The following is a 25578-nucleotide window of genomic DNA, read 5'->3' on the forward strand; positions in this document are numbered from 1 at the left end:
GTCGTCCTGGTCAACCGGCGCCAGTGTAGGGACTCCGTGTCTGGTCGCTGTCAGCGCAGGGCGATACCACGTGCGCGTTAACACTTGCCGTCTCACCCTCTAGGACCCGATAACCCGGTCGAGACCTGCGACAACGCTTCTCTAAACTCATCTGTCGTGACACCCGAAGCTCTCGCCGATCTGGTCCGGACCACGGTTGCCCGGTTGCTGGCCGACCGACGTCTGGACGCTGCCGCTCTCCCCGGGCAGGTGACGGTCGAGCGCCCCAGAAACCCCGAGCACGGCGACTACGCCACGAACGTCGCGCTCCAGCTCGCCAAGAAGGTCGGCGTCCAGCCCCGCGAGCTCGCCACCTGGCTCGCCGAGGCACTGCTGACCCAGGACGCCATCGCCAAGGCGGACGTCGCCGGACCGGGCTTCCTGAACCTCACGATCGCCACCGAGGCGCAGGGAGCGATCGTTCGTGCGGCGCTGGCGGACGGCTACGGCACGGGCACCGAGCTGAGCGGCAAGAAGATCAACCTGGAGTTCGTCTCCGCCAACCCGACCGGCCCGATCCACCTCGGCGGCGCGCGCTGGGCGGCCGTGGGCGACGCGCTCGGCAAGGTCCTGCAGGCCCGTGGCGGCGAGGTCACCCGCGAGTACTACTTCAACGACGCCGGCGCGCAGATCGACCGGTTCGTCCGGTCGCTCATCGCCGCCGCGAAGGGCGAGCCGGCCCCCGAGGACGGCTACAACGGCACGTACGTGAGCGACATCGCCGCCGAGGTGCTGCGCCGCGAGCCCGGCGCGCTGAGCGACCCCGAGACCGTGCGCGAGGTCGGCGTCGGGCTGATGTTCGACGAGATCAAGCGCGCCCTGCACGAGTTCGGCACCGACTTCGACGTCTACTTCCACGAGGACTCGCTGCACAGGAGCGGTCGCGTCGACGAGGCGATCGCGAAGCTCAAGGCCAGCGGCTCGCTCTACGAGAAGGACGGCGCCTGGTGGCTGCGGTCCACCGACTTCGGTGACGACAAGGACCGGGTCGTCATCAAGAGCGACGGCGACCCGGCGTACATCGCGGGCGACATCGCCTACCTCGTCGACAAGCGCGGCCGCGGCTTCGACCTGTGCATCTACATGCTCGGCGCGGACCACCACGGCTACGTCGCCCGGCTCAAGGCCGCGGCGGCCGCGCTGGGCGACGACCCGGACGTCGTCGAGGTGCTGATCGGCCAGCTCGTGAACCTCGTGAGCGGCGGCCAGCCGGTCCGGATGAGCAAGCGCGCGGGCACCGTCATCACGATGGAGGACCTGGTCGACGCGGTCGGCGTGGACGCGGCGCGGTTCGCCATGATCCGCTCGTCGGTCGACTCGTCCCTGGACATCGACCTCGACCTGCTGCGCAAGCACAACAACGAGAACCCGGTCTACTACGTGCAGTACGCCCACGCGCGCACGGCGTCGATCCAGCGCAACGCCGCCGACCTCGGCGTGACGCCCGGTGAGGACTACGCCCTCCTCACCCACGAGCTCGAAGGCAAGCTCATCCGCACCATCGGCGAGTTCCCGCGCGTGGTGGCATCCGCCGCCGAGCTGCGCGAACCGCACCGAGTGGCGCGCTACCTCGAAGACCTCGCGGGTGCGTACCACCGCTTCCAGACCCATGATGACTGCCGCGTGCTGCCGCGCGGCGACGAGGAGACAACTCCGTTGCACCAGGTCAGGCTTCAGCTCGTCAACGCGACCAGGCGCGTGTTCGCCGCGGGCCTCGGCCTGCTCGGCGTGACCGCCCCGGAGCGCATGTGATGCGCGCGCACCCGGCCGGACCCCGGCACGCCGACGTCATGGTCCCCGGCACCACCGCCGGCGACCGCCCCTCCACCGCCGACCAGCTCGACTACCTGCACCCGGCCGTGTGGCCACGCAACGCCAAGCGTGCCGAGACCGGTGTCGTCGAACTGGCCGGTGTGGACGTTCGCGGGCTCGCCGAGCAGTACGGCACCCCGTTGTTCGTCATGGACGAGCAGGACTTCCGCGCGCGCTGCCGCGAGCACGCCGAGGCGTTCGGCGACCCGACGCTCGTGCACTACGCGTCCAAGGCGTTCCTCAGCGTGCAGGTCGCGAAGTGGGTGGCCGAGGAAGGCCTCTCGATCGACGTCTGCAGCGGCGGCGAGCTGGCCATCGCGCTGCGGGCCGACTTCCCGGCCGAGCGGATCGCGTTGCACGGCAACAACAAGAGCGTTCCCGAGCTGATCGCGGCCGTGGAGGCGGGCGTCGGCGGGATCGTCGTCGACTCGTTCCACGAGATCGCGCGCCTCGACCAGATCGCGCGCGAACGCGGTGTGGTGCAGAAGGTGCTGATCCGCGTGACGGTCGGCGTCGAGGCCCACACGCACGAGTTCATCGCGACCGCGCACGAGGACCAGAAGTTCGGCTTCTCGCTGTCCTCCGGCGACGCGGCCGAGGCGGTGCGGCGCGTGCTGAAGGCCGCCGGGCTGGAGCTCGTCGGCCTGCACAGCCACATCGGCTCGCAGATCTTCGACGCGTCCGGCTTCGAGGTCGCGGCCCGCCGGGTGATCGGCCTGCTCGCCGACATCCGCGCCGAGCACGGCGCCGTCCCGACGTTGAACGTCGTCGACCTCGGCGGCGGCCTCGGCATCGCCTACACGCCGGACGACGACCCGCCCCCGCCCGCGGAGCTCGCGCGGCAGCTGCACAACATCGTGCAGAAGGAGTGCGAGCACAACGGCTTGGAGATGCCTCGCATCGCGGTCGAGCCCGGCCGCGCGATCGTCGGCCCCGGCACGGTCACCGTGTACGAGGTCGGCACGATCAAGGACATCGAGCTCGACGGTGGCGCGCGGCGCCGGTACGTCAGCGTCGACGGCGGCATGAGCGACAACATCCGCACTGCTCTCTACGACGCGGTCTACGACTGCAAGCTGGTCTCCCGCGCCTCCGAACCCGACTCGCGGGCCGTGCTGTGCCGCGTCGTGGGCAAGCACTGCGAGTCCGGCGACATCGTCGTGCGCGACTGCTGGCTGCCCGACGACCTCGCGCCGGGCGACCTGGTGGCGATCGCTGCGACCGGGGCCTACTGCTACTCGATGGCGAGCGGGTACAACCGACTTCCGAGGCCCGCGCTCGCCGCGGTGACCGACGGGGAGGCGCGGCTCCTGCTGCGTCGCGAGACCGAGGACGATCTGTTCCGTCTGGAGGTATAGGCAGTGTCAGTCAAAGAGACGGGCTCCGTGGAGCCCATTCGCGTCGCGTTGCTCGGATGCGGCACGGTGGGCACGGAGGTAGTCCGGCTGCTGACGGACCAGGCCGAGGACCTCACCCAGCGCATCGGCGCGCCGGTTGAGCTCGCCGGGATCGCCGTGCGCAGGCCGAACAAACACCGCGAGGTGCCGGCGCACCTGCTCACCACGGACGCCGCGGCGCTCGTGAAGTCCGACGACGTCGACGTGATCGTCGAGGTCATCGGCGGCATCGACCCGACGCGCGGCCTGCTGCTCGAGGGGCTGCGCAACGGCAAGTCCGTCGTGACGGCCAACAAGGCGCTGCTCGCCGAGCACGGTTCCGACCTGTTCGAGGCGGCCGACGCGTCCGGTGCCGACCTGTACTTCGAGGCCGCCGTCGCCGGCGCGATCCCGTTGCTGCGCCCGTTGCGGGAGTCCCTCGCGGGCGACCGGATCACGCGCGTCATGGGCATCGTGAACGGCACGACGAACTTCATCCTGTCCGCGATGGACGCCACGGGCGCCGGCTACGCCGAGACGCTCGAGGAGGCCTCGCGGCTCGGATACGCCGAGGCCGACCCGACGGCGGACGTCGACGGGTTCGACGCCGCGTCCAAGGCCGCGATCCTCGCGTCGCTTGCGTTCCACACCCGCGTGACGGCGTCGGACGTGTACCGCGAGGGCATCCGTTCGGTGTCGGCGGCGGACATCGCGGCGGCCAAGGGCCTGGGGCGCACGGTGAAGCTGCTCGCCATCTGCGAGCGCGTCGTCAGCCCGTCCGGCCAGGAGTCAGTCGCCGTTCGAGTCCACCCGGCCATGATCCCCCGGACGCATCCGCTGGCGAGCGTCAACGGTGCGTTCAACGCGGTGTTCGTCGAGGCAGACGCGGCGGGGGAGATGATGTTCTACGGGCAGGGCGCCGGTGGCGCCCCGACGGCGAGCGCGGTGCTCGGCGACCTGGTCGCCGTGGCGCGCAACAAGGTCGCGAGCGGACGTGGTCCGCGCGAGTCGGCCTACGCCGCGCTTCCCGCGCAGCCCATGGGGAACACGCCCACGCGCTACCACATCGCGCTCGACGTGGCGGACAAGGCGGGTGTCCTCTCGCAGGTCGCCGCCGTGTTCGCGGAGCACGACGTCAGCATCGCCGCGGTGCGCCAGGAAGGCCGGACAGAGGACGCCAGTCTAGTGATCGTCACGCACGCGGCGACCGACGCCGCGCTGCGGTCCACTGTGGACAAGATCGGCGGCCTCCCGGTCGTGCGGGAGGTCGTGAGCGTGATGAGGGTGGAGGGCGAGGAATGACTGGCGCCGCGAGAGCCGGCTGGCCCGGCCTCATCAACGCTTACCGGGACCGCATCGAGATCCCCGCGGGCGCCGAGGTCGTGACGCTGCACGAGGGCGGCACGCCGCTGGTGCACGCGCGCCGGCTGTCCGAGACGACCGGGTGCGACGTCTACGTCAAGGTCGAGGGCGCGAACCCGACCGGGTCGTTCAAGGACCGCGGCATGACCGTGGCCATGACGTACGCGCTCGCGTCCGGCCTGAAGGCCGTCATCTGCGCCTCCACCGGCAACACGTCGGCGTCCGCGGCTGCCTACGCGGCCAAGGCGGGCCTGACGGCGGCCGTGCTGGTGCCCAGCGGCAAGATCGCGATGGGCAAGCTCGCGCAGGCCGTGATGCACGGCGCGAAGATCCTGCAGATCGACGGCAACTTCGACGACTGCCTGGAGCTCGCCTCCAAGACCGCCGCCGAGTACCCGGTCACGCTGGTGAACTCGGTCAACCCGGTGCGGCTCGTCGGCCAGCAGACCGCCGCCTGGGAGGTCTGCGACGTGCTCGGGCGGGCGCCGGACGTGCACTGCCTGCCGGTCGGCAACGCGGGCAACATCACCGCGTACTGGAAGGGCTACACGTCCTACGACCAGGGCCTGCCGAAGATGTTCGGGTTCCAGGCCGCCGGTGCCGCGCCGCTGGTCAGCGGCCAGCCGGTGCCGAACCCGGAGACCATCGCGACCGCGATCCGGATCGGGTCGCCGGCGTCGTGGACCGGAGCCGTGAACGCGCGCGACGAGTCCGGTGGCCTGATCGACGCCGTCACCGACGACCAGATCCTGGCCGCCTACCGGCTGCTGGCGTCGTCGGAGGGCATCTTCGTGGAACCCGCGTCGGCCGCGTCCATCGCCGGTCTGCTGATGACCGCCGAGGACGGCAGGCTGCCGCACGGGTCCACCGTCGTGTGCACGGTCACCGGTCACGGTCTGAAGGACCCCGACACCGCGTTGCTCGGCACCACCGAGGTCGAGCCGGTCCCGGTCGACCCCGGCGCCGTCGCGCACGCGCTGGAGCTGGCGTGAAGTTCCTCGTCTCCGTCCCCGCGTCGACCGCGAACCTCGGTTCGGGGTTCGACGCGCTGGGCATGGCGCTCGGGATGTACGACGACGTGGAGGTGGCCTCCGCTGCGGACGGTCACCTCTCGATCACCGTCGACGGTGCCGGATCGGGAGACGTCCCGCTCGACGAGACCCACCTCGTCGTGCGGGCGGTCCGCGCCACCGGCTACACCGGCGGGCTCGCGCTGAGGTGCCGCAACACCATTCCGCACGCACGCGGGCTGGGCTCGTCGGCCGCCGCGATCGTGGCGGGTGTCGCAGCGGGGTTCACCCTGACGGGTCGCGAGTTGGACACGGACGCGTTGCAAATCGCAGCGGAGTTCGAAGGTCACGCGGACAACGCCGCCGCGTCCCTGTTCGGCGGCGTGGTCGTCGCGTGGTCCGAGGGCGAGTGCTACCGCGCCGTCCGGATGGACCCCGACGCACGCGTGCGCCCGGTCGTGCTGATCCCGTCGCAGGAGTCGTCCACCAAGACGACCCGCGGCCTGCTCCCGGCCGAGGTGCCGCACGCGGACGCCGCGCACGCAGCCGGGCGCGCTGCCCTGGCCGTGCACGCGCTGACGTCCGATCCGTCCGTACTCCTTGCCGCTACTGAGGATCGCCTCCACCAGGACTACCGCGAGCCCGCGTGGCCCGACACCGTCCGCGTGATCAACGATCTTCGCAAGCTCGGGGTTCCCGCCTGCGTGTCCGGAGCGGGACCCACCGTGATCGCGTTCGGCGATCTTCCTCCCGAGGTCGACGTGCACGGCTTCGACGTGCGGAGACTCGACGTCGACAAGGCCGGCGTGCGCGTTCGTCCATTGGACTGACACGCCCGACCCCGGTTGTTGCATGGTGGAAGAGGGGCGTCTACCCTCGGGGGCGATCAGTCACCGCGCGCACGGGCGCCGGTGTCGCGCCCGGACACTCGTTCCGGGTCGCAATCCTTTTGTGTTCCGGCTCTGTGCCGTGCGGGCGGGGCGGACGCAAAAGAGGCACCCGATCGCCGTGTGACCTGAGAAAAGTCCCGTGCTTGCCGGAAGCGGTGTGTGCTTCCGTCTGCATCGGACTGACCGCCGTTCCCCAGTTGAAGCGGGAAGGCGGGTCCGCTGGGCCGCGTAGGAGGCGGGGCCTGGTCAGGAAGGACATGTGTGAGCAACACCGATTTGCTGAGCAGCGATGTCGCAGCTGCGTCTGGTTCTGGAGCCGAGGAGACCGCTCTGTCCACCCCTTCGAACGGCACGACGCCGCGCCGGCGCGCGGGTCTGTCCGGCATGGTCCTCGCTGAGCTCCGTGAGCTCGCCGGCACGCTGGGCATTTCCGGAACCGCAGGTCTGCGCAAGGGCGACCTGATCGCGGCCATCAAGGAGAAGCAGGGCGCCGGCGCCCCCGCCGCCAAGGCGGAGAAGCCCGCCAAGGCCGCGGCGAAGGCCCAGGCCCCCGCGGAGAAGCCCGCGGCTGCCCCGGTCGCCGAGAAGCCCGCCGAAAAGCCTGTTCAGCAGCAGCTCGACGTGGCGGAGAAGCCCGCCGCCGCTGCGCCCGCCGAGACCGGCACCGGTGGTGAGGAGGGCGGCCGCCGGGGCAACCGTCGCCGCCGTTCCGGCCGCGGTGGCGGTGGCGCCGAGGGCGAGGGCCAGCAGTCCGAGCAGCGCGCCGAGCGCTCTGAGCGTGCCGAGCGCCCTGAGCGCGGCGAACGCTCCGAGCGGTCCGACCGGGGCGAGCGCCCCGAGCGTTCCGAACGCCAGGACCGCGGTGAGCGTTCCGAGCGCGGCGACCGTTCCGACCGGGGCGAGCGGGGCGGCCGTGACCGCAACCGCGACCGCGGTGAGCGCGGCGACCGCGGTGGCCGGGACGACCGCCAGGGCGGCAACCAGCAGGGTGACGACGACGGCGACGGCCGCCGTGGCCGCTTCCGCGACCGCCGCCGCCGCGGTGGCCGCAACGAGGGCGGCGAGCGTCCGGACCGCGAGACCGAGGTCCGCGACGACGACGTCCTGCTCCCCGTCGCGGGCATCCTGGACGTGCTGGAGAACTACGCGTTCGTCCGCACCTCCGGCTACCTGGCCGGATCGAACGACGTCTACGTGTCGTTGTCGCTGGTCCGCAAGTACGGCCTGCGCCGAGGCGACGCCATCACCGGCGCCGTCCGCCAGCCGCGCGAGGGCGAGCAGCAGCGCCAGAAGTTCAACCCGCTGGTCCGCGTCGACAAGATCAACGGCCTGGACCCGGACGAGGCGCGCAACCGCCCGGACTTCACGAAGCTGACGCCGCTCTACCCGAACGAGCGTCTGCGCCTCGAGACCGAGCCGCACATCCTCACCACCCGCGTCATCGACCTGGTGATGCCGATCGGCAAGGGCCAGCGCGCCCTGATCGTGTCGCCGCCGAAGGCCGGCAAGACCTCGGTTCTGCAGTCGATCGCCAACGCGATCACGAAGAACAACCCCGAGTGCCACCTGATGGTCGTGCTCGTGGACGAGCGTCCTGAAGAGGTCACCGACATGCAGCGCTCGGTGAAGGGCGAGGTCATCGCCTCGACCTTCGACCGCCCGCCGTCGGACCACACCACCATCTCCGAGCTCGCGATCGAGCGGGCGAAGCGCCTGGTGGAGATGGGCCACGACGTGGTCGTGCTGCTCGACTCGATCACCCGCCTGGGCCGTGCGTACAACCTGGCGGCCCCGGCCTCCGGCCGCATCCTGTCCGGTGGTGTCGACTCGACCGCGCTGTACCCGCCGAAGCGCTTCCTGGGTGCCGCCCGCAACATCGAGGGCGGCGGCTCGCTGACCGTCATCGCGACGGCGCTGGTGGAGACCGGTTCCGCGGGTGACTCGGTGATCTTCGAGGAGTTCAAGGGCACCGGCAACGCGGAGCTCAAGCTCGACCGGAAGATCGCGGACAAGCGGACGTTCCCGGCCGTGGACGTCGACTCGTCCGGTACCCGCAAGGAGGAGCTGCTGCTCTCTCCGGACGAGATGGCTGTGACGCACAAGCTGCGTCGGGTGCTGCACGCGTTGGATGGTCAGCAGGCGATCGATCTGCTGCTGGACCGGCTGCGGAAGTCTCGTACCAACATCGAGTTCTTGATGCAGGTGGCGAAGACCACGCCTGGGGCTGAGCAGGACTGATTTTCGGTGTAAGTTTCACGTGAAATTGCCTCCGCTGCTGGTCAGCGGGGGCAATTTTGCGTTGTTCACTCTAATGCCGAGGAGTTTTGGGCCTGGTTCCAGCGTGGTTGCGGTTGCGGTCAGGTGCCTGTTCCAGCGTGGTCGCCAATGCGGTTCCGTGCCTGTTCCAGCGTGGTCATGCACCTCGGACGAAGACCTGGGTTCATCGCCGCTGCGCGACGATCCGCGATTGGGGCTTGACTTCGGGGCCCTTGCGAGGCGCTGGTTCGGCCGGAAAAGGCCGGATGCTCCGCAACCGGCCGATCCACTAGTGGTAGCACCTCGCACCCAAAGTCAAGCCCCAATCGCCTAACCACGAGTGGGTTTACCGCTGCCCAGCGGCGTCAGGGAAGACGGCTCGCCTTCGGCATCGTGGTTGGAAGTGCGGGGGTTGTCACTGCTCGCCTAATGAGTGGTGGGCCGGTCGTCTGGCAGGCTCGGTTCCGGTAGCGCTGGTGGGTGAGCACTTGTCTCGCCTGGACGGTGGAGTCCTTGCCGAAGATCGTGCCCTCACCGGTGCCGGGAGAACGGGATCGCTGCTGGGATGTCGTGCCCGTCCGCTGGGCGTGAGCACTGTTCATTAGGTCGCTGATGTGTTCTCCCGCTGCTGCTCGACGATGTCGACGGGAGGGCACGATGCTGCTGTTGGTGGGCGATGACTGGGCCGAGGATCACCACGATGTCGAGGTGATGGGCGCAGGCTCGCGAAGGCCCGGTTGCCGGAGGGTGTGACGGGGATGGCCCGGTTGCACGCGTTGATCGCCGAGCACGCCGGTGATGTGGACGCCGAGGATGTGCAGGTCCGGGTCGGGATCGAGACCGACCGTGGTCCGTGGGTCGCGGCGCTGGTCGCCGCGGGCTATGAGGTGTTCGCGGTGAACCCGTTGTCGGTGGCGCGGTTCCGGGACCGTCATCAGGTGTCGGGCGCGAAAAGCGATGCCGGGGACGCGCATGTGCTGGCGGACATGGTCCGCACCGACGCCCACCAGCTGCGGCCGGTCGCGGGGGACTCGGCCGGGGCCGAGGGCATCAAGGTCGTCGCCAGGGTGCACAAGACGCTGATCTGGGACCGCACCCGTCACACGCTGCGGCTGCGGCACTCGTTGCGGGAGTACTTTCCCGCCGCGCTCGTCGCGTTCACCGATCTCGACGCGGCGGACACACTGGAGTTGCTGGGCCGGGCGTCTGATCCGGACAGCGCGAAGAGGTTGTCGTTCAACCAGATCCGTGGCGCGTTGCAGCGGGCGCGGCGGCGTGACCTCGACGTCAAGGCCGCTGAGATCCAGGCCGCGTTGCGCACGAAGCAGTTGGGCCGGCCGCCGGTGGTGACCGCCGCCTACGCCGCGACCACCCGCGCCACCATCGCGATCCTGGCCGAGCAGATCCACGGCTTGCAGGACGAGGTCGAGGCCCATTTTGGCCGGCACCCGGACGCTGAGATCGTGCTGTCCCAGCCGGGGATGGGACGCGTTCTCGGCGCTCGGGTGCTGGCCGAGTTCGGAGACGACCCCGCCCGCTACGCCAGCGCGAAAGCCCGCAAGAACTACGCCGGCACCAGCCCGCTCACCATCGCCTCCGGCCGCAAACGCACCGTCCGCGCCCGGCACGTCCACAACGACCGGCTACTGGACGCCCTCATCGCCCAGGCCTTCGTCGCCATGCGCGTCAGCCCCGGCGCCCACGCCTACTACCAGCATCAACGCTCCCGAGGACTGGGCCACAACCCGGCGCTACGCCAGCTGGCCAACCGCCTCGTCGGCATCCTGCACGGCTGCCTCAAAACCCACACCCACTACGACGAAACCACCGCCTGGCCACAGCACCACACCACCGCCGCTTGACATCCCCAGCAACTGGGATGTCTTCGGCTTCGCCCACCCAGGGCTCTCTCGCCCCACGCGGTTCCTCGCCTGCGCTGGGTCAGCGGCAGTCTGAGGCTGGGCGCTTCTCGTCCGTCTGCATCAGCGCTTGGAGGATCAGAGCCAGCAGCACCGGCACGCCCACTGCGGCGGTGGCCAGGGCTGGGACTTCTACGCCCCCTGCCAGTACGCCTGCTGCCAGCACGGTTGCCAGGTAGGGCCACCTCAGCCAGGTTCGCTGCCAGCGGCGGGTCCAGCGGACGCCGCCGGAGACTGCTGCCGCCACTGCTACGCCGGCCCCTGTTATCGCTGGTGAGAGGGCTACTGTGGGCCAGGCGCCGGTGAGCAGCCCTGCTGACCCCATCAGGCCGAACACGGCTGCAGCGAACAAGAACGGCATCGCCAGCCATGTTGCGAGGCTGGTCGGGCGTTCAGCGGCGCAGAACACGGCACACAGTGTGGTGGACGGCCACCAACAACATGGAGTCGTATCTGGCTGAACGGCTGCACCTTGCGCCGAACGGCGTATCGCGGCGGTTGAGCGGTTGTGACTTCACCCACGCCGGACGTCGTGGGGCGGTGTCGGGAACAACCGCGTTTTTGCACGTGTTGAACGGTCTGGCAAACTAAACGGTCGAGTCCGGCTCCGGTTCACCCGTTCACCAACTGGGACCCGGCGGCCATCCTTGAAAGGGACAAGATCTTGAAGACTGGAATCCACCCGGAGTACACCGCTACCGAGGTGACGTGCAGCTGTGGCAACAGCTTCACCACCCGCAGCACCACCTCGGCGTCCGAGGTTCGCGTCGAGATGTGCTCGAACTGCCACCCGTTCTACACGGGCAAGCAGCGCATCCTGGACACCGGCGGTCGCGTGGCGCGCTTCGAGGCGCGTTACGGCAAGCGCAACAAGTAGCTGCTTTCACGGCGCCTGACCTCGGCTTCACGGCCGGGGCGGGCGCCGTCGCCGTTTCCAGGGAAGCCCAACGAAAGCAGGAGACGTGTCGCAGTCGCTGGACAGCTTGCTCGCCGAGTACGACGAGCTGGAGAAGAAGCTCGCGGACCCTTCCGTGCACGCTGACCAGGCGGGGGCGCGCAAGCTCGGCAAGCGGTACGCCCAGCTCGGGCCCATCGTGAAGACGGCGCGGGAGATCGAGCAGGCCCGCAACGACCTCGAGGCCGCCAAGGAGCTCGCGGCCGAGGACAGGACCTTCCAGGACGAGGTCGTGCAGATCGAGGAGCAGCTCCCCAAGCTGGAGGAGAAGCTCACCGAGCTGCTGCTGCCGCGCGACCCGCACGACGGGGACGACGTGCTGCTGGAGATCAAGTCCGGTGAGGGCGGCGAGGAGTCCGCGCTGTTCGCCGGCGACCTGCTGCGCATGTACACGCGGTATGCGGAGCGGCAGGGCTGGAAGGTCGAGATGCTCGACGGCACCGACTCCGACCTGGGCGGCTTCAAGGACGTCACGGTGTCCATCAAGACCAAGAGCGCCACTCCCGACGGGGTGTGGAGCCGGTTGAAGTGGGAGGGCGGTGTGCACCGGGTGCAGCGCGTGCCCGTCACCGAGTCGCAGGGGCGCATCCACACCTCCGCCGCCGGTGTCCTCGTCTTCCCGGAGACCGAGGAGACGACCGAGGTCGAGATCGACGAGAAGGACCTGCGCGTCGACGTCTACCGGTCGTCCGGCAAGGGTGGTCAGTCGGTCAACACCACCGACTCCGCCGTGCGCATCACGCACCTGCCGACGGGCATCGTCGTCTCCTGCCAGAACGAGCGCAGCCAGCTGCAGAACAAGGCGCGCGCCATGCAGGTCCTGCAGTCGCGGCTCGCGGCGCTGGCCGAGGAGCAGAAGGCGCAGGAGCAGTCCGACGCCCGGCGCACCCAGATCCGCACCGTTGACAGGAGTGAACGGGTGCGGACCTACAACTTCCCCGAATCGCGCATCTCCGATCACCGGGTTGGGTACAAAGCGCATAACCTGGACCAGGTCCTCGACGGAGACCTGGACGCGGTGGTGGACGCACTCGCCACCGCTGACCGGGCAGAACGGCTCGCAGGCGGGTAATCCGACGTGAGAGGGGCGCGTTGTGGCCGAGATCCTGGTGAAACCTCAGAGCGCGCCTCTCGACCAACCGGTCGAGGTGCAGGTCGCGGGTCTGAAGCCGGGCCAGTCGATCACAGTCCAGCTGTCCACCGGCGATCGTGCCTCCCACGCCGTCTTCGAGGCCGATGACCGCGGCCTCGTCGACCTGACGCGGCACGCGCCCGTCGAGGGCAGCTACCGCGGGGTCGACCCGATGGGGTTGTTCTGGTCGCTCGAACGCACCGGCGGCAAGGCCGGCAAGACGGTGCTCTCGGTCGAGGGCGTCGGCGACCGCGTGCTCGACCGCCGGACGCTGCCCGAGGGCGTCGAGCGGCTGGAGGTCCGGGAGAACGGGCTCGTCGGCACCCTCTTCGCCCCTGAGGACGACGGAGGCGACCTGCCGGGCGTGATCGTGCTCAGCGGGTCCGAGGGCGGGATCCACGAGGCGGACGCGGCTCTGCTGGCCGCGCACGGGTTCGTCACGTTCGCGCTGGGCTACTTCGGCATGAAGGGCCTGCCGGAGAACCTGGTCGACATCCCGCTCGAGTACTTCGGCGACGCCATCGAGTACCTGTCCGAACGCGCGAGCTCGATCGGGGTGATCGGCGGCTCGCGCGGCGGCGAGCTGGCGTTGCTGGTTGGTGCGACGTTCCCGCAGGTCAAGGCCGTCGTCAGCGTGGTGGGCAGCGGGGTGGTGACGCAGGCGATCGGGCCCGGCGGGAACCTGCTGCAGAAGCTCTCGTACGAGGCGGCGTCGTGGACCCTCAAGGGCGAGCCGCTGCCGTACCTGCCCTACTACGTGAGCGAAGAGCTGCGGTCCAAGATCGTCAACGACGAACCGGTGCCGTTGCGGCTCGCGTTCGACCTGAGCGACGGCATTCCGGAGGACACCGAGATTCCGGTCGAACGGATCGAAGGTGGTGTGTTGCTCATCTCGTCCGGACACGACGACGGGTGGCCGGGAGCCGAGCTGAGCGAGGTCGCGATGCGGCGGCTGAAGGACCACGGCCACGCTTTCCCGTCCGAGCACGTCGTGTATCCCGAGGCAGGACACCTGATCGCGGGCCCGCCGCACCGGCCGGCCACCGACGTGACCTATCCGGGGCCCGGTGTCACCTTCTCGGGTGGTGGTGTTCCGCACGCCACCGCGCACGCGCAGGCGGACGCCTGGAAACGGACGGTTGAGTTCTTGCTGGAGCAGCTCGGGACCTAGGGTGTGTGCTTATGAGCGCACACTTTGATGTCGTGGTCGTGGGTGCGGGTCCCGGCGGGTACGTCGCCGCGATCCGTGCGGCTCAGCTCGGGCTGAAGACCGCCATCGTCGAGGAGAAGTACTGGGGCGGCGTCTGCCTGAACGTCGGCTGCATCCCGTCGAAGGCGCTGCTGCGCAACGCCGAGCTGGCGCACATCTTCACGCACGAGCAGAAGACGTTCGGCATCAAGGTCGACGGCACCGTCAGCTTCGACTACGGCGCGGCGTGGCAACGCAGCCGCAAGGTCGCGGACGGGCGCGTCAAGGGCGTGCACTTCCTCATGAAGAAGAACGGCATCACCGAGTTCGACGGGTGGGCCAACTTCACCGACGAGCACACCCTCACCGTCGGGGACGAGACGATCACCTTCGGCCACGCGATCATCGCCGTGGGCGCCACGACCAGGATGCTGCCGAACACGCAGAAGTCCGACCGCGTCGTGACCTACGAAGAGCAGATCATGACCGAGGACCTGCCGGAGTCGATCATCATCGCCGGTGCGGGCGCCATCGGCGTCGAGTTCGCCTACGTCATGCACAACTACGGCGTGAAGGTCACCATCGTCGAGTTCCTCGACCGCATGGTGCCGCTCGAGGACGAGGAGGTGTCCGCCGAGCTGCTCAAGCGCTACAAGAAGCTCGGCGTCGACGTCCGCGTCGGCACCCGCGTCGAGTCGATCGACGAGTCCGGCCCCAAGGTCCGCGTCACCGTGTCGAAGAACGGTGCCGAGGAGGTCCTGGAGGCCGACAAGGTCATGCAGGCCATCGGTTTCGTGCCGCGGGTCGAGGGCTACGGCCTCGAGAACACCGGCGTGAAGCTGACCGACCGCGGCGCGATCGACATCGACGGTCGCGGCCGCACGTCCGTGCCGCACATCTTCGCGATCGGTGACGTGACGGCGAAGCTGATGCTCGCGCACACCGCCGAGTCCATGGGCATCATCGCCTCCGAGACCATCGCGGGCGCCGAGACCATGGAGCTCGACTACGTGATGATCCCGCGGGCGACGTTCTGCCAGCCGCAGATCGCCTCGTTCGGCTACACGGAGAAGCAGGCCCGCGAGAAGGGCTACGACGTCCAGGTCGCGAAGTTCCCGTTCACCGCCAACGGCAAGGCCCACGGTCTCGCCGAGCCCGGCGGCTTCGTGAAGCTGATCAGCGACGGCACGCACGGCGAGCTGCTCGGCGGCCACATCATCGGCCCCGAGGCGACCGAGCTGCTGCCCGAGCTCACGCTGGCGCAGCAGTGGGACCTCACCGTCCACGAGGTCGCGCGCAACGTCCACGCGCACCCGACACTGTCGGAGGCCGTCAAGGAAGCGGTGCACGGCCTGGCCGGGCACATGATCAACTTCTGAGGTAGTTTCGGTCCTGATGATGAACCGGCAGCCGCTCCGCCTCGCCGTCTCGGAGGCGGCCAAGATCCTCGCCGAGGCCGGCGTGGACAGTCCGCGCGTCGACGCGGAGTACCTGGCCGCGCACGTGCTCGGCGTGGAACGGGGTCGGCTGCCGCTCATCCCGCTGGTCGACCCGCCGGTGGTCGACCAGCTGCACAGGCTCGTGCGGGTGCGCGCCTCGCGGATCCCCTTGCAGCACATCCTCGGCTGGGCCCCGATGGGCGCCATCACGGTCGAGGTCGGGCCCGGCGTGTTCGTGCCGCGGCCCGAGACCGAGCTGCTGATGGAGTGGGGTCTGAAGTCGCTGGTGGGCACCACTTCGCCGGTCGTCGTCGACCTGTGCACCGGGACGGGCGCGCTGGCGTTGTCGATCGCCCAGGCGAGGCCCGACGCCGTGGTGCACGCGGTCGAGATCGACCCGCAGGCGCTGTCGTGGACGCGCCGCAACGCCGACGCGCGGGTGGCCGCCGGTGACACGCCGATCCGGTTGCACTTCGGCGACGCGACCGACCCGTCGCTGCTGTCCGATCTGGACGGTCAGGTCGACCTCGTGGTGTGCAACCCGCCTTACGTGCCGGAGGGAACCCCGGTGCAGCCCGAGGTGGGCGTGCACGACCCGCACCGCGCGGTGTTCTCCGGAGCGGACGGCCTCGACGTGATCCGGCACGTGGTGTCGGCGGCCGCGCGCTGGCTCAAGCCCGGTGGTGCGGTGGGCATCGAGCACGACGACACGCAGGGCGAGTCCGTGCCGGCGTTGCTGTCGGCGCGCCGGGTGCTCACGGACGTGGCCGACCACATCGATCTGGCCGGACGGCCGCGGTTCGCGACCGCCCGCCGGGTCTAGAAGAGCGCGTCGAAGGCCTTCGCGAGCTCCTTCATCTGCTCGCCGAGCCCCCGGTCCGCCAGCTTGTCCATGAGGTGGTCGGTGATCTCCTTGCGGGGCTGGGGTTTGCGCGCCTCGATCCGCAGGTCGTCCACCGCTTCGATGGTCGACGTCGGCGCCTTGGCGTCGTTGAGGTCCTCGCGCAGCTCGTCGAGGAGCCGCAGCACGGCGGCGACGTCCTGGATGTGTCCGATGTGGACGCCGCCGGTCCCGGCGCGCCCGCTCGTGCCCGCGGTGAAGCCGATCACCGGTCCGCGGACCTCGAATTTGCGATCAGTCATGAGCGTTCCTCAGCCGTGCGGGTGGTCATGTTGCCCGTGCTCATCCGGCCGGTCGGCGGCACCGCGAAGAGCGGCGCGATCCCGTTGGTCGCGGGCCCACCGCCGTTGCTCTCCGGCTCGTACTCCCCGGAGCAGCAGCTGCTGGAGGCGTCGAGCTCGTCCGTGCACTTGGAGCGCCCGGACAACGGCGCGATCGCGCTGGCGCTCAAGCCGAGCACGAACGGCCTGCGCCCGTGCGGCGGCGGCATCGGCCGAGCCCTCCTGCCGAACGCCGGCCGCACCCCGGTCACGAGGGTCACGGCGACCGGCGACCGCCGCGCGAGCAGCATCCTGCGCGCGCCGAAGGGGATCGCCGGCGACAGTGCGCAGCGCACCTCGCGCCGAGACTGCGCGGCTTCCTGCACCACCGCGCCGGCGTTGACTCCTGGCGACCGCGGAATCGACCGAGTGGTCTTCACGGGGCACTCGCGAATGGCCGAATCCGCGAACTCCTCGTCGCGGTGTGCGGCTCCGCAGCGGAAGCGGGTCGTGTCGCGGCGTAACCGCGGGGAATCGTTTCCCTTCGTCGCGGCGGGAGTTGACATTGTCCTGTCCACTTTCTGTCATTGAATCTAGCACCAGGTGTTTGTGCTGGTCAGGGACGAGGTGAGACAACGAACAACGCTTAATCTGGCTCTGTCGGTCGCACAATAGTCGGTCCAGATCGGAATGGGGTGGAGAAGTCCGGAACGCAAATTGTCAATGCGCCGAAAGAGGGCAGATGACGCCCTTCTCGGCCGATCCGCAGTCCGCGAGGGGCTCATCGCGCTGCGCGGCGGCGTGCGAGTGGCGAAGTCGTGCGCGCAGTTGCCAAATCCTGGTCAATAAGCCGACGCCGAATCCCATTGCGGACGAATGGACGTAGGTTCGTCGCGGGGAGGGCACGCGGTCACGTGCTCCGAGGATCCGCCGCCTCGCGCGTGACCGCGTGTACACCCTTTCGGGGGTGGTTCGGACCGTCGTCCGTCGCGATGGGACAGGCCTCGCGCCGCTTGTCGGAGGGGCTGGCTAGGCTCACCGAGGTGAGCACGGTCTACGACTGCAGCGAACCGGACAATCGCGCGGCTGGTCTCGCCGCGGCCGCCGGCGCGGTGCGCAGCGGGCGACTCGTCGTCCTGCCCACCGACACCGTCTACGGGATCGGGTGCGACGCCTTCGACGCCGAAGCCGTCCGCAGCCTCCTCGACGCCAAGGGGCGCGGGCCCGACATGCCCGTGCCGGTGCTGGTCGGGTCCTGGACGACCATCGACGGGCTGGTCCTCAGCGTGCCCCGGCAGGCGCGGGCGCTCATCGAGGCGTTCTGGCCGGGTGGGCTGAGCATCGTGCTGCCGCACGCGCCCAGCCTGGCCTGGGACCTCGGGCAGACCCGCGGCACGGTCATGCTGCGCATGCCGCTGCACCCGGTGGCGCTCGAGCTGCTGCGCGACGTCGGCCCGATGGCCGTCTCCAGCGCGAACCGGACCGGGCACGCGCCCGCGGCCAGTGCGCAGGAGGCCCTCGACCAGCTCGGCGAGGCCGTGCCCGTGTACCTGGACGGCGGGTTGAGCGGGGAGAACGTCGCGTCGACCATCGTCGACCTCACCGGACCCGACGCGCTGATCCTGCGCGAGGGCGCGGTCAGCAAGAAGGACGTCGACGAGGTGCTCGGCATCGAGGTGGACGTCGCGCGGTAGGACGCGGCTGCCAGAATTGATCATGACGCCGCGGGTACCGTGGCGAGCACCCCGAACACCCCCGATTGATTGGTAGGCCCGTGGGGCCCGCATCCTCGTTCGTCCTTCCCGTGCGCGAGTACCTGCTCGTCGCGCTGATCGCGGCCGTCGTGACGTTCCTGCTCGTCGGCCTGGTGCGCGCGATGGCGTTCCGGCTCGGGGCAGTGGCCTATCCGCGGCAACGCGACGTGCACGTGCAGCCGATGCCGCGCATGGGTGGTGTCGCCATCTACGGCGGCGTGCTGTGCGGCATGTTCGTGGCGCACCAGCTGCCGGTGCTGCGGGCGGCGTTCGACTTCTCCAACGACCCGTGGGGCGTCATCGTCGCGGGCGGCGTCATCGTGCTCGTGGGCGCGATCGACGACAGGTTCGAGCTCGACTCGCTGACGAAGCTCGCCGGCCAGGTGACGGCTGCGGGCATCCTGGTGCTCTTCGGTCTGCAGTGGATGATCGCCTGGGTGCCGTGGGACGGCGGCGCGACCATCTCGCTGGACCAGAACCAGGGCGCGCTGCTGACCGTGCTGCTCGCCGTCACGATGATCAACGCGATGAACTTCGTAGACGGCCTGGACGGCCTGGCCGCCGGCATCGGCCTGATCGCCGCCGCGGCCACCTGCGCGTTCTCGATCGGCCTGCTCGTCGAACGGCAGGGCGCCGTCGAGGCCTACCCGCCCGCCCTGATCGCCGCCGCGCTCGCGGGCGCCTGCCTGGGCTTCCTGCCGCACAACTTCAACCCGGCGCGCATCTTCATGGGCGACTCGGGCTCCATGCTCATCGGCCTGATGCTGGCCGCCGCCACGACCAGCGCGAGCGGCAAGATCAACCAGGCCACCGGCAGCGCCGCGGACCTGCTCGGTCTGCTCTCGCCGCTGATCGTCGTCGCCGCCGTGCTCTTCGTGCCGCTGCTCGACCTGCTGATGGCCATCATCCGCCGCACACGCCGCGGCGAGAGCCCGTTCTCCCCGGACAAGATGCACCTGCACCACCGGTTGCTGGAGATCGGTCACTCGCAGCGGCGCGCCGTGCTGCTCATCTACCTGTGGGCTGGCGTGCTGGCGTTCGGCGCGGTGGCGCTGACGTTGTTCGACCCGGTGATCGTGGCGACGTGCTTCGTCGTCGGGCTGATCGTGACGTTCGTGGTGTCGGTGATCCCGCGGCTGAGGGAAGCCCGCAAGTCCTGACGAAAGTCAGATCGGGTTCTCCACGCACGGGCGGCCGATCAGTTCGAACGTTCCGTCGTCCTTCTTCCGCCACCCCTCGGCGCAGTGCTTCTGGCCGCTCGCGTAGTCGCGGTTGACGTTGTGGTAGTAGAGGCTGCCCTGGCCCCACCTGCGCGTCTCCGAGGTCGCGTTGTAGTCGGGACCGAACAACCTGAAGAACCCGTCGAAGGCCAGCAGCGGTCCGACCGAGGTGACTATGGCGTACACCTGGGTCACGTGGCCGCCGCTGCCCCTGGCCGTCACCGCGATGCTGCCGCTGATGCCTGACGAGTCCGCGTGCGCGGGCGCCGCGACCGTCATCAGCGCGATGGTCGCGGCCAGAGCGATCGAGGTCTTTCGCGAAGTGTTCATCGGATCCCCAAATCGTGGTTGTGAACGGGCTCGACGCTAACCAGCTGTTGCGCCAATTCACCTACACGTGGCGTAGCAGACGGCGTAACGTCCGGTTCGTCGGCGGCCTGGGGGGAAAGCCATGAAGATCTGCGCGTTCGGTGTGCTCGGAGAGCTCTCGATCGACGGCGGAGTGGTGCTCGGAGCGGGCAGGCTGCGCTGCCTGTTGGCCGCGCTCCTGCTCGCGGCGGGAAGACCGGTGCCTCAGGCGAACCTCGTCGAGCAGGTTTGGGACGAGCCGCCGTCGCGCGCGAGTTCGACTCTTCAGGTTTACGTCGTGCGGCTGAGACGGGCGCTCGACGGTCTTGGTGTGCCGATCTCGCGCAGCAGTACGGGCTACCGCGTAGACGTGGATCCGGATCTGGTGGACCTGCACAGGTTCCGCGGCCTGGTGGCCCGTCGCGATGCCGACCTCCGCACCGAGCTCGGCCACCTCCGCGAGGCGTTGTCGCTGTGGCGAGGGCGGGCCCTCGCCGACGCGGCGTCGAACGCGCTCGGGTTCGAGGCCGACCGGCTGGAGGAGGAACGGCTCGTGGTGGTGGAGAGGAAGGTCGAGCTGGAACTCCGCCTCGGAGCGCATCGCGAGCTGGTGCCCGAACTGCGTGCGCTGACCAGGTTGCACCCGTTGCGCGAGAGGTTCGCCGAGTTCCTCATGCTGGCTTTGCACCGTGGAGGTCGTTCAGCGGATGCGCTGGAGGTGTACCGAGTTGTTCACCGGATGTTCGCCGACGAACTGGGAGTGAGGCCGGGACGGCGTCTCGCGGAGCTCAACGAGGTGATCGTGAGCGGCCGGGAAATTGGCGCCGCATCTTGTTTGGGTCCGCTTAACCGACGTTAACCATGACCTGCCTGCGAGTGGTCATCAGCGAGTTCCTACACTTCAAGACATGAGCGACGCGGACAAGGCCGTCACGCACGAGCTGACCGTCCAGCGACTCGCCGGGGAAATGTTCCGCGAGGCCGCGTGGGCCGCGCTCGGCACGTTTGTCCTCGGCGTCGTCGTGTCAACGGTGATCTGGGGGACCGCTGGTCTTGTCGGGTCATTGATCGGTGGTGCGATTGCCATCGGTTCGAGCCTCGTCACGCTGTTGTTGATGCGGAAGACGGCGGCACTCGATCCGATGTTCGTGATGGTCGCCGCTCTCGGCGGATTCATGGGCAAGCTGATCGTGCTGCTGCTCGCGGTGATCCTGCTGCGCAACCAGCCGTGGCTCGAGCCCAAGGCACTCGGAATCACCCTGGTGGCGACCGTGCTCGTGACGTCGTTCCTGGAGGCCAGAGCCTCCAAGCGCAGCCGTAGCCAGATGGTCGTCCCCGCCTCCGACGGCGCCTAGACCTGCTGATATGGTCCGCGCAGACCAGGGACACCCGATAGCAGGGGTGCCTCTGGTAGTCGCTTGCGAACCGTAAGGTACGTTAAGTCCAGATCGTGACGATTCCCCCGGCGGAGTGAACGCCGGCCGGGAGAACCGGAAGGAACACAGTGACCAAGTTGCTGGCTTCGGGGGGCGAGTTCGTCGCTCCCGGTGTGAAGGACTTCTTCCTCCCGCCGATCTTCGGCTCGGTCACGAAGCCGATGGTCCTGCTGGTGCTGTCGATCGTGATCATCGGCGCCTTCTTCATCGCGGCGACCCGCAACCTGAAGGTCGTTCCCGGCAAGTTCCAGTTCGCCGCCGAGTCGGCTTACGACTTCGGGCGCAACAGCATCGCACGGGAGCAGATCGGCGCGAAGGACTTCAAGCCCTTCGTCCCGCTCATTCTCACGATCTTCTGCTTCGTTCTGGTGAACAACCTGTTCGGGCTCATCCCGATCATCCAGTTCCCGACGATGTCGCACATCGGCTTCCCGCTCGCGGTTTCGTTGCTGGTCGTTTACCCGGTGTACCACTTCGTCGGGTTCAAGCGGCACGGCTTCGTGGGCTACTTGAAGCACCAGACGGTTCCGCCGGGCGCACCGTGGTTCGTGCTCCCGCTGCTGATCCCGATCGAGTTCTTCCAGAAGTTCATCCTGAACCCGCTCACGCTGGCGATCCGAGTTTTCGCCGCGATGTTCGCGGGACACCTCCTGCTGCTGGTGTTCACCCTGGCCGGTGAGTTCCTGCTGCTGAACGGTGGACTGACCGTCATCGTGGCGCCGGTGTCCTTCGCCTTCGCCATCGCGCTGACCTTCCTGGAGGCACTGATCATGTGCCTGCAGGCCTACATCTTCGCGCTGCTGTCTGCCAGCTACATCGGCATGGCGCTGGCAGAAGAGCACTGAGAAACACAAAACCTCCGATCCGCCAACTCCCGGCGGACCGAAGTGAAAGGGAACAGCAACAGTGAGCGCTTCCGTCGTTCTTGCCCAGGCCGGTGACATCAACCCGGGTCTCGCTGCGATCGGCTACGGCCTCGCCGCCATCGGCCCCGGCATCGGTGTGGGTCTGATCTTCTCCTCGGTCATCAGCGGCACCGCCCGTCAGCCCGAGGCCCGCGGCGTGCTGCTCGGCCTCGCGTGGACCACCTTCGCCATCGTCGAGGTCCTCGCGCTGATCGGCTTCGTCGTGTACTTCATCGCGACCGCGCAGACCGGCGCCTGACCTAACCCTTCAACGCGTTAGGAGACGTCGTGTACGACACCCTGATCCTGGCTGCGGGTGACGAGGTCAACCCCGTCATCCCGCACCCGGCAGAGATCATCCTCGGTCTCGTCGCGTTCCTGCTCCTCCTCTTCGTCATCAAGAAGTTCGTGTCGCCGCGCTTCGAGGCGCTGTACGCGGAGCGGACGGCCAAGATCGAGGGTGGCATCGAGAAGGCGGAGCAGGCCCAGGCCGAAGCTCAGCGCACTCTCGAGCAGTACAAGGAGCAGCTGGCCGAGGCTCGCGCCGAGGCCGCGCGCATCCGCGACGACGCTCGGGCCGAGGGCCTGCAGATCGTCGAGGAGATGCGTGAGCAGGCGCAGGCCGAGTCCGCGCGCATCGTCGCGCAGGGTCAGCACCAGCTGGACGCTCAGCGCGCCCAGATCGTCGCGGAGCTGCGCGCCGACCTCGGCCGCACCGCTGTCGAGCTGGCGAGCAAGGTCGTGGGCGAGTCCCTCGAGGACGAGTCCCGCCGCCGCGGCACCGTCGACCGCTTCCTCAACGAGCTGGACGCCGTCGCGGCGCCGGCGAGCAAGTAGAGGCTGCCGATGACGTTGCATGCCGCAAGTCGTGAAGCTCTGGCAGCCGCGGAACTGCGGCTGCTGGAGCTGGCCGACGCCACCACGTCGACGAACGACCTCGCGCAGCTCGGCGAGGAGCTCTTCGCCGTGCTCGGCCTGCTGATCGAGCAGCGGACGCTGCGCGGCGCCCTCGCCGACGCCTCGTCCGAGGCCGCCGGTCGCGAGCAGCTGCTCCGCGGGCTGTTCGCGGGCAAGGTGAGCGACGCGACGCTGCAGGTCCTGGCCGCCGTCGTGACGGCGCGCTGGTCCAGCCCGCGCGAGCTCGTCGACGGTGTCGAGTCGCTCGCCCGCACCGCGCTGCTGGTGCGTGCCGAGCGCGACGGCCAGCTCGACTCGACCGAGGACGAGCTCTTCCGCCTCGGCCGCATCGTGGCCGGTTCGAACGAGCTCGAGCTGCTGCTGGCGGACCCCGCCGGTGACGCCTCCGGCAAGGTCGCGCTGGTCGACTCCCTCATCGAGGGGAAGGTCAGCCCGGTCACCAAGACGCTGGTGGACCAGCTGGTGCGCAACCCGCGCGGTGTGCGCGTGGCGGACGGGCTCTCCGAGCTCGCCGACCTGGCGGCCCAGCGCCGTCAGCGTTCCGTCGCGCACGTCCGGTCCGCGGTGGAGCTGACCGCCGAGCAGATCGACCGCTTGACCGCGACGCTGACCACGATCTACTCGCGCCCGATCGCGCTGCACGTGGAGGTCGACCCCGCCCTGGGCGGCGGCCTCACGATCAAGATCGGCGACGAGATCATCGACGGAAGCATCGCCGGCCGGTTGGCGGCACTGCGCCGCAATCTCGCCAGCTAGCCCCCGAGCCCTTTCCCAAGAACGAAGAAGTGAGAGCAGGAACGACATGGCGGAGCTGACGATCTCGTCGGACGAGATCCGCAGTGCGATCGAGAAGTACGTCTCGAGCTACTCCCCGGAGGTCAGCCGGGAAGAGGTCGGTACCGTCTCCGAGACCTACGACGGCATCGCCATCGTCGAAGGCCTTCCGGGCACGATGACCAACGAGCTGCTCGAGTTCCCCGGCGGCGTCCTCGGCGTCGCCCTGAACCTCGAGGTCCGCGAGATCGGTGCGGTCATCCTCGGCGACTTCGACAAGATCGAAGAAGGCCAGGAGGTCCGCCGGACGGGCAAGGTCCTGTCCGTGCCGGTCGGCGACGGCTTCCTCGGCCGCGTCGTCAACCCGCTGGGCACGCCGATCGACGGCCTCGGCGACATCGTCGCCGACGACAACCGCGCCCTGGAGCTGCAGGCCGCCTCCGTGCTGCAGCGCCAGCCGGTGTCCGAGCCGATGCAGACCGGCATCAAGGCGATCGACGCGATGACCCCGATCGGTCGCGGCCAGCGCCAGCTGATCATCGGTGACCGCAAGACCGGCAAGACCGCGGTCTGCATCGACACGATCATCAACCAGAAGAAGGCCTGGGAGTCGGGCGACCCCAAGCAGCAGGTCCGCTGCGTGTACGTCGCCATCGGCCAGAAGGGCTCCACCATCGCGGGCGTCAAGGCCGCGCTGGAGGAGGCGGGCGCGCTCGAGTACACGACGATCGTCGCCGCCCCGGCCTCCGACTCGGCCGGCTTCAAGTGGCTGGCGCCGTACACCGGCTCCGCCATCGGCCAGCACTGGATGTACGAGGGCAAGCACGTCCTCATCATCTTCGACGACCTGACCAAGCAGGCAGAGGCCTACCGCGCCATCTCGCTGCTGCTGCGCCGCCCGCCGGGCCGCGAGGCGTACCCGGGCGACGTCTTCTACTTGCACTCGCGTCTCCTCGAGCGTTGCGCGAAGCTGTCGGACGAGCTCGGCGGCGGTTCGATGACGGGTCTCCCGATCATCGAGACCAAGGCGAACGACGTGTCGGCGTACATCCCGACCAACGTCATCTCGATCACCGACGGTCAGTGCTTCCTCGAGTCCGACCTCTTCAACGCCGGTGTCCGCCCGGCCGTCAACGTGGGTATCTCCGTCTCCCGCGTCGGTGGTGCCGCGCAGATCAAGGCCATGAAGGACGTCGCGGGCTCGCTGCGCCTCGACCTGTCGCAGTTCCGCGAGCTGGAGGCCTTCTCCGCGTTCGCGTCCGACCTCGACGCCGCCTCGCGCGCCCAGCTGGACCGCGGTGCCCGTCTGGTCGAGCTGCTCAAGCAGGGCCAGTACTCGCCGGTCGCCGTCGAGGAGCAGGTCGTCGAGATCTTCGCCGCGACCAAGGGCCACCTGGACGACGTCCCCGTCGCCGACATCCGTCGCTTCGTGGCCGACTTCAAGGACTCGCTGCGCCGCAACCACGCGGACCTGCTGGGCTCGATCGTCGAGACCAAGAAGTTCCCCGAGGACGCCCAGAAGCGCGTCGCGAGCGCCATCGCCGACTTCAAGAAGCAGTTCACCGCTTCCGACGGCAAGACGCTCGTCAACGAGGCTCCGGCCAAGGCGCTCGACGCCGACCAGGTCGGTCAGGAGTCGGTGAAGGTCGCCAAGACCGAGCCGACCAAGAAGTGATCTGAGCC

At 69.1% G+C, this 25578-nt stretch carries 23 protein-coding genes and 1 pseudogene; 21 read left to right on the forward strand and 3 right to left on the reverse strand.

The window, feature by feature from the left end; all coding sequences use genetic code 11:
- The first annotated feature begins 156 nt into the window (after window positions 1-156).
- The 12 genes and pseudogenes from argS (at window position 157) to prmC (ending at window position 16202) form a co-directional block, all read left to right on the forward strand.
- Complete coding sequence (gene argS, locus ACFWV3_RS29960) at window positions 157-1791, forward strand: arginine--tRNA ligase (RefSeq protein ID WP_382415984.1); 1635 nt, start codon at window positions 157-159, stop codon at window positions 1789-1791.
- Window positions 1791-3209 (forward strand): diaminopimelate decarboxylase, encoded by a 1419-nt coding sequence (gene lysA / locus ACFWV3_RS29965; protein WP_382415986.1) that lies wholly within the window; start codon window positions 1791-1793, stop codon window positions 3207-3209. Before argS ends, lysA begins: the two co-directional genes overlap by 1 nt.
- 27 nt (window positions 3210-3236) lie before the next feature.
- Entirely contained in the window at window positions 3237-4529 is a 1293-nt protein-coding gene (locus ACFWV3_RS29970) for a homoserine dehydrogenase (protein WP_382415987.1), read from the forward strand.
- A complete protein-coding gene (gene thrC, locus ACFWV3_RS29975; RefSeq protein ID WP_382415989.1) occupies window positions 4526-5581 on the forward strand; it encodes a threonine synthase in 1056 nt (351 codons plus the stop codon). Before ACFWV3_RS29970 ends, thrC begins: the two co-directional genes overlap by 4 nt.
- Complete coding sequence (gene thrB, locus ACFWV3_RS29980; protein WP_382415991.1) at window positions 5578-6429, forward strand: homoserine kinase; 852 nt, start codon at window positions 5578-5580, stop codon at window positions 6427-6429. The genes thrC and thrB overlap by 4 nt, the downstream gene beginning before the upstream one ends.
- A 321-nt stretch (window positions 6430-6750) precedes the next feature.
- Complete coding sequence (rho, locus tag ACFWV3_RS29985) at window positions 6751-8727, forward strand: transcription termination factor Rho (RefSeq protein ID WP_382415993.1); 1977 nt, start codon at window positions 6751-6753, stop codon at window positions 8725-8727.
- Window positions 8728-9405: 678 nt separating this feature from the next.
- Window positions 9406-10607: pseudogene (locus ACFWV3_RS29990) on the forward strand (IS110 family transposase).
- 721 nt (window positions 10608-11328) lie between these two features.
- On the forward strand, window positions 11329-11541 hold the full coding sequence (gene rpmE / locus ACFWV3_RS29995; RefSeq protein WP_330853619.1) for a 50S ribosomal protein L31: 213 nt from the start codon (window positions 11329-11331) through the stop codon (window positions 11539-11541).
- An 85-nt stretch (window positions 11542-11626) separates the two neighbouring features.
- Complete coding sequence (prfA, locus tag ACFWV3_RS30000) at window positions 11627-12691, forward strand: peptide chain release factor 1 (RefSeq protein WP_382415995.1); 1065 nt, start codon at window positions 11627-11629, stop codon at window positions 12689-12691.
- A gap of 22 nt (window positions 12692-12713) precedes the next feature.
- Window positions 12714-13922, forward strand: a complete 1209-nt coding sequence (locus ACFWV3_RS30005) for an acyl-CoA thioester hydrolase/BAAT C-terminal domain-containing protein (protein WP_382415997.1) — start codon at window positions 12714-12716, stop codon at window positions 13920-13922.
- A gap of 11 nt (window positions 13923-13933) precedes the next feature.
- Entirely contained in the window at window positions 13934-15319 is a 1386-nt protein-coding gene (gene lpdA / locus ACFWV3_RS30010) for a dihydrolipoyl dehydrogenase (RefSeq protein WP_382415999.1), read from the forward strand.
- Window positions 15320-15338: 19 nt separating this feature from the next.
- Complete coding sequence (prmC, locus tag ACFWV3_RS30015; protein ID WP_382416108.1) at window positions 15339-16202, forward strand: peptide chain release factor N(5)-glutamine methyltransferase; 864 nt, start codon at window positions 15339-15341, stop codon at window positions 16200-16202.
- Here prmC and ACFWV3_RS30020 read toward each other — a convergent pair.
- Together ACFWV3_RS30020 and ACFWV3_RS30025 are read right to left on the reverse strand one after the other, a co-directional pair.
- Complete coding sequence (locus ACFWV3_RS30020; protein ID WP_382416001.1) at window positions 16199-16522, reverse strand: hypothetical protein; 324 nt, start codon at window positions 16520-16522, stop codon at window positions 16199-16201. The genes prmC and ACFWV3_RS30020 overlap by 4 nt on opposite strands.
- A complete protein-coding gene (locus ACFWV3_RS30025) occupies window positions 16519-16980 on the reverse strand; it encodes a hypothetical protein (RefSeq protein ID WP_382416003.1) in 462 nt (153 codons plus the stop codon). The genes ACFWV3_RS30020 and ACFWV3_RS30025 overlap by 4 nt, the downstream gene beginning before the upstream one ends.
- 603 nt (window positions 16981-17583) lie before the next feature.
- Here ACFWV3_RS30025 and ACFWV3_RS30030 point away from each other — a divergent pair.
- Both ACFWV3_RS30030 and ACFWV3_RS30035 read left to right on the forward strand, forming a co-directional pair.
- Window positions 17584-18234, forward strand: a complete 651-nt coding sequence (locus tag ACFWV3_RS30030; RefSeq protein WP_382416005.1) for an L-threonylcarbamoyladenylate synthase — start codon at window positions 17584-17586, stop codon at window positions 18232-18234.
- Window positions 18235-18314: 80 nt separating this feature from the next.
- Window positions 18315-19454, forward strand: a complete 1140-nt coding sequence (locus ACFWV3_RS30035) for a glycosyltransferase family 4 protein (RefSeq protein ID WP_382416007.1) — start codon at window positions 18315-18317, stop codon at window positions 19452-19454.
- Window positions 19455-19460: 6 nt separating this feature from the next.
- Here ACFWV3_RS30035 and ACFWV3_RS30040 read toward each other — a convergent pair whose 3' ends face one another.
- Entirely contained in the window at window positions 19461-19844 is a 384-nt protein-coding gene (locus tag ACFWV3_RS30040) for a hypothetical protein (RefSeq protein ID WP_382416009.1), read from the reverse strand.
- Between the two features lie 121 nt (window positions 19845-19965).
- Between ACFWV3_RS30040 and ACFWV3_RS30045 the strand changes: the two genes are divergently transcribed.
- From ACFWV3_RS30045 to atpA, 7 genes are all read left to right on the forward strand, one after another.
- A complete protein-coding gene (locus ACFWV3_RS30045; RefSeq protein WP_382416011.1) occupies window positions 19966-20721 on the forward strand; it encodes a BTAD domain-containing putative transcriptional regulator in 756 nt (251 codons plus the stop codon).
- A gap of 49 nt (window positions 20722-20770) precedes the next feature.
- Complete coding sequence (locus tag ACFWV3_RS30050) at window positions 20771-21217, forward strand: hypothetical protein (protein ID WP_382416012.1); 447 nt, start codon at window positions 20771-20773, stop codon at window positions 21215-21217.
- A gap of 149 nt (window positions 21218-21366) precedes the next feature.
- On the forward strand, window positions 21367-22143 hold the full coding sequence (gene atpB / locus ACFWV3_RS30055) for a F0F1 ATP synthase subunit A (protein WP_382416014.1): 777 nt from the start codon (window positions 21367-21369) through the stop codon (window positions 22141-22143).
- 61 nt (window positions 22144-22204) lie between these two features.
- Window positions 22205-22462 (forward strand): ATP F0F1 synthase subunit C, encoded by a 258-nt coding sequence (locus ACFWV3_RS30060; protein ID WP_355294557.1) that lies wholly within the window; start codon window positions 22205-22207, stop codon window positions 22460-22462.
- A 29-nt stretch (window positions 22463-22491) separates the two neighbouring features.
- Complete coding sequence (locus ACFWV3_RS30065; protein ID WP_382416016.1) at window positions 22492-23040, forward strand: F0F1 ATP synthase subunit B; 549 nt, start codon at window positions 22492-22494, stop codon at window positions 23038-23040.
- 3 nt (window positions 23041-23043) lie between these two features.
- On the forward strand, window positions 23044-23877 hold the full coding sequence (locus ACFWV3_RS30070; protein WP_382416110.1) for a F0F1 ATP synthase subunit delta: 834 nt from the start codon (window positions 23044-23046) through the stop codon (window positions 23875-23877).
- 46 nt (window positions 23878-23923) lie between these two features.
- Window positions 23924-25570 carry a F0F1 ATP synthase subunit alpha gene (gene atpA / locus ACFWV3_RS30075; RefSeq protein WP_382416018.1) on the forward strand — a complete coding sequence of 549 codons (1647 nt, stop codon included), beginning with the start codon at window positions 23924-23926 and terminating at the stop codon, window positions 25568-25570.
- Window positions 25571-25578: the final 8 nt, after the last annotated feature.

Origin of the sequence: Lentzea sp. NPDC059081, from assembly GCF_042738015.1 — a bacterium.
Taxonomy (GTDB): Bacteria; Actinomycetota; Actinomycetes; order Mycobacteriales; family Pseudonocardiaceae; genus Lentzea.